Source organism: Micromonospora sp. DT41, from assembly GCF_049841715.1.
Taxonomy (GTDB): domain Bacteria; phylum Actinomycetota; class Actinomycetes; order Mycobacteriales; family Micromonosporaceae; genus Micromonospora; species Micromonospora profundi.
Window position 1 is genome coordinate 30,669 of the sequence record NZ_JBNCKU010000018.1, and the last position, 15,045, is coordinate 45,713.

The window sequence follows — 15,045 nt, forward strand, 5'->3', positions numbered from 1 at the left end:
ACCGTCGGCTACGACGCATGCAGGCACTCTCGCCGTTCGGCGTCGGCGCAATCGTGGACATGCTCGGTGAATCCTTCGTCGCAGAGGACGTCACCCGGTGGAAGGGACGGCGGATGACCCTGGCCGCCCCACGTATCGCCGCCCACTTCGGCGCCGAGGAACTACGCCTACCCCCGGCGCCCCGCGACGGCAAGCTGCCCTACTACCGGTTCCCGCAATGGTTGTTCTGCGGCACCTGCCGCACGATGACCCACTGGAGCGTCCGCCAGGAACAGCCAGGAAAGATCCCTCGCTGTCAACACTGCGGCCGCAGCCCTCAGCTTGTACCGATGAGGTTCGTCGCTGTTTGCGGCAACGGCCACCTCGACGACGTGCCCTGGGTCCAGTGGGCCCACTCCGGGGGCGGGCAGGGACGTGAGCAACGCCAGTGCGGGCGCGCCGAGCTGCAGTTCGAGCATCTGACGACCGTGGGTGGCGGCCTGGAATCACTCCGGGTCCGCTGCCGGACCTGCCGAGCCAGCAGGAACTTCGCTGACCTGACGTCGCCCCTCGCGCTCGGCCGTATCAACATCCGCTGCAGGGGGCGGCAGCCCTGGCAGCGTGAAACCGAGGCGGTGACCTGCGATCAGGCACCCGTGGTCCTGCAACGGGGTGCATCGAGCGTCTACTTCCCCGACACTGGGTCTGCGATCGACCTTCCCCCCGACTCCGACTGGGTCACCTGGGGCGGTACGGCTGCGCGGGTGGAGCAGAGCCAGTACTTCGTCCTCCTCCACAAAGACCCCGAGGGTGAGCTGCGTGAGCGCCTGATCGGCATGATCGCCGAGCAGGAGGATGTCAGCGAGAGGCAGGTCATCGCTATTCTGAACGACCGCCTCGGCGCCGCGACCGCCGACGCCGGTTCGGAAGCCCCCGAGGACCTGGCGGAACGTGAATGGCAGGCACTGACCAACCCGCGCGGAAGACACCATCCGGACGACCGGTTCATCACCCGGCACACGCCCTTTCCTGCACCCGCGGGCCACGGCCGGTTGAATCCGGTGGTCGACCGGATGAGAGCGGCCATCTCCGACATTGTCCTGGTCGACCGCCTACGCGAGGTTCGGGTCCTGCGTGGCTTCCGTCGCCACACCATGGACACCCGTATCCCGGCCGGCCTGGGAACACGGAGCACTTCCCTACCGGCGGTGGAGGTATACGGCGAGGGCATCTTCCTCGTCTTCGAAGAGGAAAACCTCCGACGGTGGGAACTGCAGACTTCCGTCGTGCGACGCGCTAACACGCTCCACAAGCGTTTTGCCGGCAGCATGCACGCCAGATGGATCGAGAGCAGCCCCACGCCTCGGCTGGTCCTGCTGCACACCATCGCCCACCTTCTGATGCGCCAGCTGGCCTTCGACGCCGGCTACCCCTCCTCCTCATTACGCGAACGTATCTATGCGAGCACACCGGACTCCGACACCCCGATGGCCGGGGTACTGATCTACACGGCTGCCGGCGATGCCGAAGGCACCCTCGGTGGACTCGCCCGCTCCGGCGAGGCGAGACGGCTCGTCACTACCATCGCCGCCACTCTCGCCGCCGCCCGATGGTGCTCTCTCGATCCGGTATGTCGGGAGTCGACAGCCCAGGGTCCTTCCGGCCTGTCGATGGCTGCCTGCCACGCCTGCGCGCTGGTCCCCGAAACGAGCTGCACGATGGGGAACGTCCTGCTGGACCGGACTCTCGTGATGGACGACGAGTACGGCTTCATGCGTGACCCTCTCGCCGAACTCATCGCCGTGCAGGCGGGCACGCCGTGACACTGCTTCTGCCTCCGCTGCTCGAGCTCAGTTCCGCCCAACGGGAGGTCCTCGCTCTGCCGTTCGAGGAATCCCACCTCGTCACTGGTAGCCCGGGAGCAGGTAAGACGATCACTGCGATCTACCGGGCGGCGGCCCTACACCGGTCGGGCAGACCGACCGTGATGCTGATGTACAGCAAAGTGCTGTCCGCTTATACGCATGCGGCAGTGGCGCAGATCGGAGCGGCTGATGTCGCCACGACCTATCACAAATGGCTGCACGCCTTCTGGCAGAAGCACTATCGGCGGAGTCCGCCGAAGCTTGATCGGTACGACTTCGACTGGATGGCCTGCCTGACAAAGATCATCAGCGATCCACCGGCCATGGAACAACGGCCGTACCTCGTCGTCGACGAGGGTCAGGACATGCCGGCCGACTTCTACCTCGCCATAGGGGCCCTGTCTTCGTCCGTGACCGTGTTCGCCGACGAGAACCAACGTATCGGGCCGCGTCAGAGCACCGTGCGGGAGATCGCCGCCGCGGCACGGACCAATCCACCCGTGGCACTCCTAGGCGTCGTGCGCAACAGCCGACCGATCCGCGACCTCGCCGACCATTTCCGCTCGGGCGGCAGCACCACTGACGCACTGCCGGACGGTCCTGTACCCCGCCTGATCAGGGTGCAGCACAAGGCTGACGTGGCCGAGCACCTCCTTCTACACGAGAAGCAGCACCCGAACCAAACGATCGGAGTGATCCTTCACCGCAGCAGGGACCTGTTCTACTACCACCACCAGCTCGATCACCGCACCGTCAACCCCTTGCAGGGCTATGTCAGCGGCCGGAGCGCCGGGATCCTCTCAGATCCCGCTTTCAGTGGACCCGGGCTCAAGTTGATCTCCTGGCAGAGCGTGAAGGGCCTGGAATTCGACGCGGTATTCGTCCCCGAACTCCAGACTGTGCCCGGCGACATCGCCAGTGACGCCATGCGGATGAGCCTGTACGTACTCGTTACACGGGCGAGGCGATGCCTGACCTTGATGTACTCGGGATCGGGCGAGCCGGCACTCGTGGGCGCGCTGCCGAAGGACCTGCTCGACCTGTCGCAATACACGCCTTGAAATCTGGTGGACACGGGCCGGCTGCGTCCCAAAGAGTCCCAGAGGAGAAGAGCCTGCACTAATAGCTCTCCCGGGTCACGCTGCGGTCGCTCAGGGAGAATCAGGGCGGTGTTGCCTCCAGTGCTTCTCTATCCAGCCGACATGTCCGCGATCCAATTTGGTGGCGAGCGGCTGCCCCTGCAAAGGCGCGTAGCCCGGGTACCTGGCCAGTTCGTCTCGCAGACTGATCGTCAGGCTGCGCGGGTCAACGGCGATGTCCCCCTGATCAAAGAGCCGGTGAACATCCCGTCTCAAGAGCAGCCCTCCATCGTCATGATGCTCGCCGACAGCCGCGTAGCTGTACAGGTGCGCCGCTTCCAGCACCGCGGCAGGACCAGGCCCGGTGAAGGCGCATACCGGCCCCAGGGTCGCGAGCAGGCGTTCTCTGAACCCACGCTGACCCACACGGACGCGCACCCTCGCGTGCCGATGCCCTCCCGGGCGTGACTGGGCCCAGCGGGTCGCCTCCTCAAGGAGCAGCGCACCCCGCCCCCTGCCGGCACTCTTCAATGCCTCGGTAAAAGCGTCCCACCGCAGGAGACGCATGCTGTGCTGAGATTTCGGTGAGACGCAGAGGTTGCGCAGGGCTTCTCCTTCGAGGCAACGCCCCAGGTCGATCCAGTTGGCGTCGTGACGGGACCTGAAGGTGTCGACGCGTTCCACCCGGGTTGCAGCAACATCGAAGGTGTCGGCGCACGGAAAGCACCTGAACTCTGGTGATTCGCGCCTGCGTCTCTTGATGTTCGCTTTCTTGCAGAAAGGGCACCGATAGAGGATTTTCTCCGCGTGGCCGGTCTCGATCTCCTCGATCAGGGAGGCACCGATGACCGCTTCCTTGTCCCAGAGGACGATGCGATCACCGACTGCCACGGTCCGGGCGTTCGGAACGGTGTCGTCCCAGCTGTAGTGAACGTCCGGGTCGTCGTCGTACCCGTCGTTGCCTCCGTGCTGTCGATCCGCGCCGACAGCAAGCATCAGCCACGCCCTGGGCGCATCGTGATTCACGGCCAAATCTGCCTCCCCTTCGCGTACGGAGAGAAGCTAGCTGAGGGGTGGGACACCATGGAAGGCGTGCGGACCGAGCCTGACGGACAGCGGTACCGAGGTTGGAGGGTGACTGGCTGCGGGCCTCGGGCTGGGTGAGTCACCAAGGTCCGCGTTCGACACGACTCGCCCACGGGGTAGCGGCAGATCTTCTTGCATCGGCGAGGTTGTGGCGAAGTGGGCAATGAACTCCTTTACTCGGCTGAGTATGCTGGAGGGCGACCTGGGAGAACGTGCTTGAGCACGCCGCTGGGACCCTCAACTACTGGGGGTCAAGGGGTCGTCGGTTCGAATCCGGCCGTCCCGACGCAGGTGAGGGGCCATCTCGGAAGATCGAGACGGCCCCTTGTCGTACCTGGGTTTTCACTGAGTGACTACGCCTCAGCGTCGAAGATCCGGTCCATGGCGACTGCGCCGCCCAGGAGCACCGGCCGGGTGCCGGTAGACGCTCTCGGTGACCGTCGTACCGGAGTGGCCGCAGAGTTCCGCGATCTGTTCAAGTCATGCCGCTGCCCGGATGGTTGACGAAACGGCGTAGCAGGACGCTTGACGCCGGGTCGTGATCGAATAGTGGTGATCTCGTGTTGGCGTCGATGGTATGGGGCGCGACGAAGTGTGCTTGGCCGGCGGCTCCGCGTGTCGTGTTAGGCGAGCCGGAGGACCTTTACGAGTTGAGAGAAGGTCGGGGCGATGGTCCGCCAGGAGCATTGCTTCGGGTCGGTCCAAAAGTCGCTGGCGACGACACGAGGTTCGGCGGGGTCGGTGCGATAGTCGAGTGCCATCGCGACGTCATCACCGGGGATGCGGTTGACCGCGATGAGGACTGCCCTCTCCACGTCGAGCCAGGGCAGCTCGACGCTGGCGGTGGCGACGCTGCCCCTTGTTTGCCTGAACAGGTGTGAGGAGGGCGGGTCGTCGGCAAACATGGTGAGCGATCCGCTCTCGCTGCGCATCCCTTCGATGCTGGTGAGAAAGTCCAGCGGAGATCTGAACCAGGGCATGAGATCACGCAGAACGTCGTCACCTGGATGCCGCCAGCGGCCAACGTTGAGCAGTTCGGTCAGCAAGGCCGGCAGCACCAGGCCATTGACGTGCAGGCTGCTTTCCACGCGCTCTTTCCCGTTTCCTCGCATGGTGCCCGCGGACGCGCCGGCAGGCACGGTGTCCGTCCAATTCGGTGACAGGTAATGGCGTCTCCTCGGCGCGCTGACGTCGCAGATTCACGGTGGTGGGCATGCCGGGTCTGCGCCTCAGCGTCGGTACGGGTCGATGATCTCCTTGGGGTGCAGCGCGGGGGCTGCGAGGTCGCGCAGTATCGGCGAGGTGAGGTAGAACCTGCCTCGGGTTTCGCCGTGCTGTTCGAGCATGCCTGCCCGGACGAGGGCGCGAAGGTCCCGGGTTGCTTGGTCGTCGGTGAGGTTCTCGTCGCGCTGATAGAGGGTGCGGCGTACTCGGCCGCCGGTGGCGGCCAGGTAGAGGGCGCTGACGACCCGCTCGGGTAGCCCGTGGCGTCGGACCCAGGTGTCGAGCAGTTCCCAGAGGTGTGCGGCCTGATCGAGGCGTTGTCGGACCAGTTGGGCTTGTTGGTGGTGGGCGCTTAGGCAGAATCGGATCCACGTGCTGGTGTCGTTGTCAGGCTGCCAGGTCGGACCGCCCGCCTCGCCGAGCGCGTCGTAGTAGGCGTAGGTGTTGCGGCCGACGCCGAGCCACTCCTCAATGGAGGAGAATTCCGGGGCGAGGGCACCGTCGCGGGCGAGCACGAGGGTGTGTAGACAGCGCGACATCCGACCATTCCCGTCCCGCCAGGGATGGATCTTGACCAGGTTCAGGTGAGCCATGGAGGCCCGTACGAGCAGCGGGGTCTCCGGTTCGCCGTCGGCCAGCCAGTCGATCAGCTCGGAGATCAGAGACGGAACGTCGTCGGCGTCTGGCCCGGTGTAGACGCGTCGGCCGGTGTGCGCCTCGTCGATGTGGATGTCTCCTGGACGGAAGCGGCCCGGCCACTTGGTGAGGTCATGCCGGAGCATCATGAAGTGCAGTGCATTGAGCAGCATGTGCTGCCAGGCGAACTCGCGTGAGCGGGCGAGTTGTTGCACGTAGGTCAGGGCGTCCCGGTAGCCGGTGATGACTTCCCAGGTTTGTGGGTTCGTCTCCACCGGCTCGTCGCCGGCGACGGCCGCGGCGGCGTCGTCCAGGGATACCTGGTAGCCCTCGATCGAATTCGAGCCCTGGATAGCGTGAGCGATCAGAGTGCGTCGGAGTTGCCCCGTCCAGCGGTGCGGCTCGGCGATCTGATACCGCAGGTTGTCCCGCATCGTGTCCAGTTCGCCAAGCACGCGCTTGTCGTCATCGGCGAGCGCAGGGGTCCGATACAGCATGCGCTAATCATACAATGCTTTCCGCCGAATCCCAGATTAATTTCAGCATCACGCCGATGAAGGGCATCAGGTCGCCCCTGACGTGTCGCGCCTGATCGCTGAATGAGGTTGTTCGGTCATGACACGACCTATCCGACCGAAGGAACACCTCGTCGGTCCACTCGTACCCGCCGTCCTGCCCGCGCGTCCGGGTCCAAGCCCGATGCCGATGCCCGCTCTACGGGCGCGGCGACACCCTTCTCAAGCTGAAGGACTCGTATCACGCACGGCTCCCCGACGGCTCGTCCGACAACTCGGTGGAAGCCAACTACGCGATCGACTGTATGGACGAGACCACTTGCGGGCAGCGGCGTGTCGAGGCGGCCCGCGCGCTCACCGCTCCCGCGGACGTGCCGCCGGTCGAGGCCCGGATCGTCGACGGACTGCTGATCCCGCCGCCGTTCTCCTACGCCAGCGTGCTCGCCTCACCGCGCTTCGCGCTGGCCAGCGCTCTGCTGCACCAACCGGGCGCGCAGCCGCCGGCCTTCGCCGACCAGGTGGCCGACGTCCTGGCCCGGCTGCGTGGTGACTACACCGACGAGAACGGTCTGGACGCGCACGCCGTACCGGGGGAGAGCACCGACCTCGCGGTGTGGCTGCTGGGCAGCAGCGGCGGCGAGAGCGCCCAACTCGCCGGCGCGCTCGGCCTGCCCTTCGCCGCGAACTACCACGTGAGCCCCACTTCGGTGCTCGATGCCGTGACCGCCTACCGGACCGCGTTCCAACCTTCGGCGGTGCTGGACCAGCCGTACGTGGTGGTCTCCGCCGACGTCGTCGTCGCCGATACCGACGAGACGGCACGTCGGCTCGCCGCGCCGTACAGGCCCTGGGTGCGCAGCATCCGCAGCGGTGGCGGCGCGATCCCGTTTCCATGCCCGGAGCGGGCCGCCGCGCTGCCGTGGACCGACGAGGACCGTGAACTCGTCGCCGACCGGGTGGACACCCAGTTCGTCGGATCGTCGGGCACGGTCGTCGAGCGGCTGCGCGTCCTGCGTGACGTCACTGCCGCCGACGAACTGCTGATCACCACGATCAGCCACGCGCACGGCGACCGGGTCGGCTCGTACGAGCTGCTCGCCAAGGAGTGGCGGGACTGACCGTGGCACCGGGGCTGAGAGGCCGTTCACCAACGATTCCTGCCTGTGCAGAGCGCCGTACCTCTTCGCATCGTGCTGAGGGGATCTCCCAACGGATGCGTAGCCGGCGTGCCATTCGGACGGGCAGGACGGCAGGGGGCAGCCGAGGCCACGAGTGACCGCCGGGACCACGCCGTCATGCCGATGGCTGCGGGACATCGACAGTGTCTAAGCTGGCAATGCGGGTTCGAATCCCGCCATCCGCCCAGGAATCAATATGGGCTGCGCGCACACTGCCGGACGCATGTCAGGGCAACTGGGCATTGAGTTCGTCGAGCGCGTCATGGACGTACTCCTGTCCGAGTCCGTCCGGCAGCGTGGCACGGACCGCGTAGGCGAGCTCCACGAGTGCCTGCCGTACCGTGGCCAGCTCCGCCCTGGTCAGCTCGATGCGGTGCCATGACGCTGTGGGCGACTTGGCCGGATCGTCGACGAACCTGTGGGCGACGGTCTGGGCCAGCGCGTACGGGGTGCCGGTCCGCGCTTCCCACCCGTCATCGCCCAATTCCTCCGCCGCGCACTCGACGAGCTGCCCCCAGCGGCGAAACTCTGCCGGATCGCCGCGCAGCTCGTACCCGGTGGGATGCAGCCGCACGGCCGTACGGGCGATCGGTACGTCGTCCAGGCCAACGCTCATCTCGCCGAGTTGGAACTGAACGTTCTGCCGCTGCCAGCCCCGTGCGATCTCGAGCGCGCCCGCATGGTCAGCGCCGGCCAGCAGCAGCGCGGTGCTCACGGCCCGCTCGTTGCGTTCGATGGCGTGCATCAGCGCGGTGTGCCCGTAGCCATCGACCGCGTTCGGATCAGCGCCTGCGGTGAGCAGCACGTCAACGGCGGCGTGGTCACCGCGCCGAGCGGCGAGGATGAGCGCTGGGGTGCCGTCGGAGCGCCGCGAGCTCGGATCAGCGCCATGGCCAAGTAGCATGCGGATCGTGGCAGGTGCGGCCGATCCCAGCACGGCCTGGACGATCGGGCTCTCCTCGCCAGGCGCGGCCTCGGCACCGAGTTCCAGCAGGTAGCGCAAAACCTCCAACGCTGCGGCCTGGGGTCGGTGTCGGGTGGCGGCGATCGCGGTGGCGAGAAGGCTGCCACGGTCGGTGCCCTCGGCCTTGAGGGCGCCACGATCGACGAGTAGCCGGACGACGTCGAGGTGACCATTGCTCACCGCTGACCGCAGCGGCGACTGGTACTGCGGCCTCCTCGCCCGCAGCGACGCCCCCGCGTTTACCAGCAATTGGGCGATCTCTAGCCGCCCCGTACTCGCCGCCTCGGACAGCACGGTGATGGTGAAGCGGCTGGCGGCGGAGTCGGGGTCGGCGCCGTCCGCGAGCGCCTTCGCCACGGCCGCCGGATTGGCCGCACGGACGGCCGCAACGAGCTCTGCATCACGATCCATGCCAACGACCCTATGTGGTTCGTATCGGCAGGACGCGCTCCAGAAGCTGCATGCGCGGTCCCGGGAGCAGGCCCGTTCTACGATGTGTGGACTCACGGCGGAGATGGACTTCAGGCAGGGGCAGCGACGCCGAGGCCATCGCTCAGTCGAGCAGTCCCGGAACCCGCTCCCGAAGCTTGGCCATCACCCGCGACAGCCCAGCGTCCAGGTCGTCGCCGCCCCATTCCCCGAGTTCCCCGCCCAGCGGCTCGCCCCACACCCGCACCGTCCAGCGCCCCCGTTCGCCTGATGATGGCGACCAGGCCGTGATCCCCGGACTGGAAATGCAACTCCGGTTCACGCCACCGGTGCACCCCGAAACGACACATCCGGTTTGACCATCCACAACGGCCACCACGCGCACATCCGCGGTTGCCCCTGGTGTGGGCAATGCGCTGGCAGCCGCTCTACCCAGGCGCGGCGGTGGTGGCAGACTCCGAGCGTGCCCGGTCGTGGGCTGACAAGATTGGCATTCCCTTTCACGAGGTCCGCTTCAAGATGAACGCTCACACCATCACTCTCATCTTCAGCGACCTTGACGTGACGGAGGTCAGGGAGGGCTACGCGCCCTTCACAGTTGCCAAGGACGACTGACGCAAGGATCTTGCAACTCGGTCCGGGTGACTAACTGGGTGACGACCACGACGGACGCCAGCGGACGAGCAGGGAATCCGATGGACGGTTCCAGCAGTTCAAGGCCCGCGAAACGGCAGGCCCAATCCCCGAGTTGCCTGGGGGTCAAGGGGTCGTCGGTTCGAATCCGGCCATCCCGACGCAGGTCAGAGGGCTGATCCGGTTATCGGGTCGGCCCTTTCGCCGTTCTGGGGACCAGGATCAGTCAAGTTGAACGTGCCTAGCGCTGCTTGACCGACGGTCAAGTCTCAAGTGTCCAGCCTGCTGCCAGCCTGCTGGGCTCCACTTGATGGGTGACACCGCGAGGCAGCAATGGATCAGCCTGAGGCACACTCGCCGCATGGATGAGCTTGTGCTGTCGGTGCCCGGCTACGACAGCGAGCATGGCGTCGTGGTGCCCGTGGAGGGTGGCACGGTGTCCGTCGAGATCGTGAACGGCTCCGTTGAGATCTTCGGCGACCGGGCGGGCCTGCGGGATCTGGCACGGTGGTGCCTGGCCCTGTCGGACGAGAGCGCACCGTCTGGGGCCCACATCCACCTCGACCCGGGGACCATGCCGCTGAGTCTCGATTCGACCCCTCTGATGCTGGCCCGCGACCCGCGGGCGGACTAGGTCCAGGTCGTGTCAACCATCATGTGAAGTCAACCTGTAACGCATTACCGGAGTACGACAAGCCTCCTGCCAGCCTGTCGAGTCTCAGGACCTGTGTGACAGAGCGGTCTCAGGACCTGTGTGACATGTCTGGCTGGGCTGCTGCCTTGGTGAGCGGCGCGGGTTCCGCTGGCCGATCAGGGCAGGAGTCGTAGCTGCGGCGTTTCGTGGCTCTGTGAAATCGGCGCGGAGCAGTGCTGGCAGGCAGCGGATTGTGGTCGGACGAGGTTCGTCTGGGTGGAAAACTCGCCAGGTTGGTCTTGCTCCGGGCAGTAGTACCCGAGGTAGTGGCGGACCCAAGGTGCGCGGGTCAGGGCATGGGCTGGCTGGTCTCGCTTGGCGTCGTGGAAGGGTGCCCACCAGTAGTCCACCACCGCCCGGAGGGTTGTTCGGTCGCGCGCGTCGGTGTGGTCGAATGCGGCGATTCTGGCGGCGGTGCGGTGCTTGCCGGTCTCGCGGGTACCGGAGCAGACCGCCTGTTCTGCGCCCAGCTCGAAGCCTGTGGTGCGTGCGGTGCGTTCGCAGATGAAGCAGTCCAGGCTGAGGTCGAGCTTGTTGCGCCAGTGCAGGTTGTGGAACGGCGATTCTGGGACGGCGAGCGCGGTCCTGATTGCAACGGATCTCAGCACGGCTCGATCTTGTCAGGCATCCCGACTCACCAACACTCGGCGCAGTGTCACCCAGGTCCTGATACCGATCTGTCACGCAGACCCTGGGACCGGACAAAGCCTGCTGCCTGCTGCCAGCTGTGATCTGTCAGCCGTGTGGGAGAACTACGTCCATCAAGGCGGCCCTGAACGGGCCGCACACACCGCCGACGCGCACGAGCGTGGCGAGGCTGACTGGTTGCGGACTCCAGCAGCGGTAGAAGGCCAGCTCACCGGTGGTGTAGTTCTTGCGGATCAGCAAGCTGTGCTTGCCGTGGTCGCCTGGGTCAGTGTCGGTGGTGACCTCATCGAGGCAGGCCCAGTCGTAGAGGCGGGGGCCTTTCGATCCGGTGCCGGCGGAGCGGCGTTGCCAGGCGGTGGCGGGCAGCCCGGCGGCGATCAGGTCGGCGCGGCGGCGGGCTTTGCCGCCGTCGATCTGACGCTCGATGTCTTGAGGCGGGTTGACCTGGCCTTCGACGGGGTCAGGGCTCCAAGTCGGGTGAGACCGGCAACGAGGGCTTCGTGCTCGCGGGCCAGGCCGGTTCAGGGAGGGGCGCACCGGCCGGCAACGGTGAGTCCGGGAGGCCTTGCGGCGGGTGCGGCCACGCCCGCACCGTCACGCCGGCTCGGCGGGTCACGCTCCGGCCGCCGGTTTGTATCCGCAGGCCAGTTCCCAGCCGCCGGGCAGCACGGCCACCTGATCGAAGCCGACCTCCTTGAGCAGACTGGTGTAGAACTCCACCTCCCGCAGCCGGCTGACGCAACTGTCGACCCCGATGAGGAAGTAGCTCCAGAAGAACTGCATCGCCAGGCGGTCCGGGGTGCGGAACTCCTCGCAGATCACCAGCAGCCCGCCCGGTTCGAGGGCTGCGTACGCTTTCTCGACCAGCCGGCGGGCGACGTCGTTCGGCCAGTCGTGCAGCACCCGGACGAACGCCATGGCGTCGTAGCCCGTGGGTAGCGGCTCGGCGAAGAAGTCGCCGCCGACGAAACCCAGCCTGTCGGCATGCCCGGTACGGGTCCGGGTTGCCTCCACCAGCGGAGCCACGGCCGGCAGGTTGTACACGTCGACCCGTAGCCCCGGCGCGTCGTCGAGGATGTGCGCGGCGAGCGTGCCGTCACCCCCGCCGACGTCCAGCAGACGGCGCCGGTCCGACCACAGCCGGCCGGCGTTGCGATATGTCGTCTCGATCACCGGACCGAGACCGACGGCCATGCTGCGCTCGAAGTCGGCGGTCTGTTCGTCGGTCTTCGGGGGCCAGGCGAAGTCGTTGTCGCTCATGCTCACCTCGCCGCGCAGGCTCTCGGCCAGCCGGCCGTGCAGCAACCGCCAGGGGTAACGGTCCCGGTCACGCTCGACGGCGCCGGGGCCCACGACCGCCGTGACGGCATCCCGGAGACCGGGCACCGCACGGTACGTGGCCATCGCGATGTCGTCACCTGGCTCGCTGCGCTCAACGACACCGAGGCTCTCCAGGCAGTCGAGGAACTTGTAGAGCCGCAGGGGCCGCACGTCGAAACGGGCGGCCAGCTCACCGAGGCTCGCCGGCCCGGGCTCCAGGGCGTCGAGCAGACCCGTGCCGAGCGCGGTCTCCAGCACGTCCATGGCCTTGGGCCCATTGGCGAGCAGACTCATCAGCGCGCGGGGGGACAGCGTGACCTTCACCGTTTCAGCTCCTCTTCCAGGGCGTCCATGAACGTGTCGATCTCGTCGAGGGTGTTGTAGACGTGCGGGCCGACCCGTAGGTAGCCCCGCCAGCTGCAGACCATGTCGCGCGCGACCAGCCGCCGTTTGACAGCCTCGCCGTTGGCGACGTCCAGGCACACGACGCCGCCGCGCCGGTGCGGCTCGGTCGGGCTTACCACGTCGATGCCGGCCGCCGCGGCCCGCTCCAGGATCCGTTGCGTGCAGGCGAGCGAGTGGCGCCGGATCGCGCCGGCGCCTACCCCCGCCAGCAGATCCAGGCCGACCTGGGAGATCAGCGAGGTCAGGGGGAACGGCGTCCCACCGGCGAACCGTCGGGCCCCGCCGGCCCAGCCTGTCGACGGCTGGAATGTGAAGGCCCGGTCACCGGCCTGCCAGCCGGTCGCCGCCGGCTCCAGCTCCGGCACCAGACCCGGGCGTACGTAGAGGAAGGCGGTGCCGACGCCGCAGAGCCACTTGTGCGCGCCGCCGAGAACCACGTCGACGCCGAGCGCCGTCACGTCCAGCGGCATGACCCCGATGCTCTGGAAGGCGTCGACGACCACCAGCGCGCCGACGTTGTGGGCGCGCCGCACCAGCCGGGGCAGGTCGACGGTGGCCCCCGAGGAGAAGCTGGCGTGCGGGACGCACACCAGCAGCGTGCGTTCGTCGATCCGTGCCTCGACGGCGTCCTCGTCGAACCGCGGACCGCCCGAGCCGACCACGTCGAGCCGGGCACCGTACCGGCGGAACGCGTTCCAGATGAACGGCACCGTCGGATACTCCAGATCGGTGGTGACGATCCGGTTGCGCGGCGGGCGATAGTCGAAACAGGAGGCCACCCGGGCGAGCAGCGTGCTCAGGTTCGCGTCGGTGACCACACTGCCCGCCGGCGCGCCGATGAACGCGGCGACGGAGTCGGCGTACCGGTCGAGGCCGGCGTGCCAGTCCTGCCAGACCTCGTCCCGCCAGGTCCGCAGCGTCCGCCAGTAGCCGGTGAGCACCTGTTCCGCTCCCCGTGGCACCGCGCCCGTCGAGTTGTTGTTCAGGTAGACGCCGGTGCTCAGCAGGGGGAACTCGGCGCGCAGCGCGGCGTGCGCGGCGGCGTCGAGGCACTCGGGCGTATCGGGGTCGGGTTTGCGGTGCGGTGGGCTCACTCGGGGCTGCCTCCGATCGGCTCGGTGGGTGACGGGGGTCGTGGATCGCCGGCGACGGAGGTGAAGACCGGGATGGACCGGACGGCTGCCAGATAGGGTGTGCCCTCCGTGTAGCCGGTGCCGGGGCGGGGGCCGAGCATCCGGGTCGCGAGCCGGTGGTGCGTACGCCGCCACTGGAGCAGCGCGGCGGCGAACGACCGCATCTCCTCCTCGACCCGCTCGCCGTCGGGCGCGGCGAGTAGGCCGTCACGCACCGCCGCCCGAAACGCGTCGTCGATCGACGGCTGGCCGGCGTGCACCAGGTCGCGTACCTCCGGGACCTGGTGGTACGCGGCCGAGTCCAACCGCGACCCCTCGGGTGTGCGGCACAGCGACTCCATGAGCTTGTAGGAGCGGGACTGGATGGCGCTGGCTCCCGCGGTGTACTCCCGGAACGTCCGGAACGCCTCCGGCTGCATCGTGGCGAGCAGCGAGAACAGCGGCCCGGCGGCGGTGAGCTGCCCCCGGGCGTACGCCAGCCGCTCGGCCGCCCGCCTTGCGTGGCCGACGCTCAGGGCGGCGACGATGGCGCGCAACTCCTCGGCGATCCCCGTGAAGAGGCACTCGTACGACTGGAGCACCCGGATGAACAGGTACTCGTCGTGCGATACGTGGACCGGCAGCATGCTCAGCCGCAGGACCAACTCCCCGGTGGGTTCGGCGTCGGCGGCGATGGCCCGCAGCTCGTCCGGGGTCGCCACAGCCTCTCGGCCGGGGACCGTCCCGGCGATGCCCAGCCGGGCGAGGGCGGGCGACATGGCCCGCACGCCGAGCCGGTAGCGCTTGGTCACCACTTCCCGTCTCGGGCGCCGCTCGGGCAGCAGGTCGGTGGCACCACAGGCGGCGGTCAGCTCGAAGGCCAGTGCGTCGGCGACCAGGCGGACGAGGAGCCGGTCCTGGTCCCGGCGGGTAGCGAACAGGCCGGCGACGTCGTCCCCGACGGGCAGCCGGAGCAGTCGCAGCGCCAGGTAGCTGCGGTAGTCGTACCGGCCGTCCCACTTGTCGAGCGCGACGTCGAGGAAGTCACTCAGCAGTCGGGCGTGCGGCGCCCGCGTGGACGCCGGCGCCGTCAACTGCGTACGGGCCTGGTCGAGCAGAGCCAGCACTTCCTTTTCGACGAAGTGTTTACCGACCCGGTGAAACTCCGCCAGCACGGCGGAGTACGGAAAACTGCCGGTCTCACCGCCGCCGGACAGCCAACTCGTCAGTTCACGCACGAAACCGCACCTCGACATTTCGGTCGCCACGCAGGTGGGT

At 67.6% G+C, this 15,045-nt stretch carries 13 protein-coding genes and 3 pseudogenes; 5 read left to right on the plus strand and 11 right to left on the minus strand.

The features are described from left to right. Positions 1–17: 17 nt before the first annotated feature. Both drmB and ACLQ23_RS26505 read left to right on the plus strand, forming a co-directional pair. On the plus strand, positions 18–1,802 hold the full coding sequence (gene drmB / locus ACLQ23_RS26500; protein ID WP_425881260.1) for a DrmB family protein: 1,785 nt from the start codon (positions 18–20) through the stop codon (positions 1,800–1,802). Continuing rightward, a complete protein-coding gene (locus ACLQ23_RS26505) occupies positions 1,799–2,905 on the plus strand; it encodes an AAA family ATPase (RefSeq protein WP_425881261.1) in 1,107 nt (368 codons plus the stop codon). Before drmB ends, ACLQ23_RS26505 begins: the two co-directional genes overlap by 4 nt. 90 nt (positions 2,906–2,995) lie before the next feature. Here the strand turns inward: ACLQ23_RS26505 and ACLQ23_RS26510 are convergent, their stop codons facing one another. From ACLQ23_RS26510 to ACLQ23_RS26525, 4 genes and pseudogenes are all read right to left on the minus strand, one after another. Further along, complete coding sequence (locus ACLQ23_RS26510; RefSeq protein ID WP_425881262.1) at positions 2,996–3,949, minus strand: HNH endonuclease; 954 nt, start codon at positions 3,947–3,949, stop codon at positions 2,996–2,998. Between the two features lie 413 nt (positions 3,950–4,362). Next, positions 4,363–4,489: pseudogene (locus ACLQ23_RS26515) on the minus strand (site-specific integrase); the annotation flags it as partial. A gap of 143 nt (positions 4,490–4,632) precedes the next feature. Then, positions 4,633–5,097, minus strand: a complete 465-nt coding sequence (locus ACLQ23_RS26520) for a hypothetical protein (protein WP_355595959.1) — start codon at positions 5,095–5,097, stop codon at positions 4,633–4,635. 141 nt (positions 5,098–5,238) lie between these two features. Continuing rightward, positions 5,239–6,366: a Fic family protein gene (locus ACLQ23_RS26525; RefSeq protein WP_355595961.1), complete on the minus strand. Its 1,128-nt coding sequence runs from the start codon at positions 6,364–6,366 to the stop codon at positions 5,239–5,241. A gap of 323 nt (positions 6,367–6,689) precedes the next feature. On the opposite strand from ACLQ23_RS26525, the gene ACLQ23_RS26530 reads away from it, so the two are divergent. After that, a complete protein-coding gene (locus ACLQ23_RS26530) occupies positions 6,690–7,502 on the plus strand; it encodes an LLM class flavin-dependent oxidoreductase (RefSeq protein ID WP_425881263.1) in 813 nt (270 codons plus the stop codon). A gap of 286 nt (positions 7,503–7,788) precedes the next feature. Here ACLQ23_RS26530 and ACLQ23_RS26535 read toward each other — a convergent pair whose 3' ends face one another. Both ACLQ23_RS26535 and ACLQ23_RS26540 read right to left on the minus strand, forming a co-directional pair. Beyond that, positions 7,789–8,937, minus strand: coding sequence for an ankyrin repeat domain-containing protein (locus tag ACLQ23_RS26535; RefSeq protein ID WP_425881264.1), 1,149 nt, complete (start codon positions 8,935–8,937; stop codon positions 7,789–7,791). 142 nt (positions 8,938–9,079) lie between these two features. After that, complete coding sequence (locus ACLQ23_RS26540; RefSeq protein WP_355595967.1) at positions 9,080–9,202, minus strand: hypothetical protein; 123 nt, start codon at positions 9,200–9,202, stop codon at positions 9,080–9,082. A gap of 155 nt (positions 9,203–9,357) precedes the next feature. Between ACLQ23_RS26540 and ACLQ23_RS26545 the strand changes: the two are divergent. Together ACLQ23_RS26545 and ACLQ23_RS26550 are read left to right on the plus strand one after the other, a co-directional pair. After that, positions 9,358–9,570: pseudogene (locus ACLQ23_RS26545) on the plus strand (HalD/BesD family halogenase); the annotation flags it as partial. A gap of 379 nt (positions 9,571–9,949) precedes the next feature. Beyond that, positions 9,950–10,222: an Imm32 family immunity protein gene (locus ACLQ23_RS26550; protein ID WP_355598241.1), complete on the plus strand. Its 273-nt coding sequence runs from the start codon at positions 9,950–9,952 to the stop codon at positions 10,220–10,222. Between the two features lie 176 nt (positions 10,223–10,398). Here the strand turns inward: ACLQ23_RS26550 and ACLQ23_RS26555 are convergent, their stop codons facing one another. From ACLQ23_RS26555 to ACLQ23_RS26575, 5 genes and pseudogenes are all read right to left on the minus strand, one after another. Next, positions 10,399–10,890, minus strand: a complete 492-nt coding sequence (locus ACLQ23_RS26555) for a hypothetical protein (protein WP_355598239.1) — start codon at positions 10,888–10,890, stop codon at positions 10,399–10,401. A gap of 181 nt (positions 10,891–11,071) precedes the next feature. Next, a pseudogene (locus tag ACLQ23_RS26560) lies at positions 11,072–11,344 on the minus strand (IS701 family transposase); the annotation flags it as partial. Between the two features lie 198 nt (positions 11,345–11,542). Then, the gene (locus ACLQ23_RS26565) at positions 11,543–12,574 is read right to left on the minus strand and encodes a methyltransferase (protein ID WP_425881265.1); all 1,032 of its coding nucleotides are present in this window, start codon (positions 12,572–12,574) and stop codon (positions 11,543–11,545) included. Continuing rightward, the gene (locus tag ACLQ23_RS26570; RefSeq protein WP_355598233.1) at positions 12,571–13,749 is read right to left on the minus strand and encodes an aminotransferase class V-fold PLP-dependent enzyme; all 1,179 of its coding nucleotides are present in this window, start codon (positions 13,747–13,749) and stop codon (positions 12,571–12,573) included. Before ACLQ23_RS26570 ends, ACLQ23_RS26565 begins: the two co-directional genes overlap by 4 nt. Continuing rightward, positions 13,746–15,023, minus strand: coding sequence for a tryptophan 2,3-dioxygenase family protein (locus ACLQ23_RS26575; protein ID WP_425881266.1), 1,278 nt, complete (start codon positions 15,021–15,023; stop codon positions 13,746–13,748). The genes ACLQ23_RS26570 and ACLQ23_RS26575 overlap by 4 nt, the downstream gene beginning before the upstream one ends. Positions 15,024–15,045 lie beyond the last annotated feature (22 nt).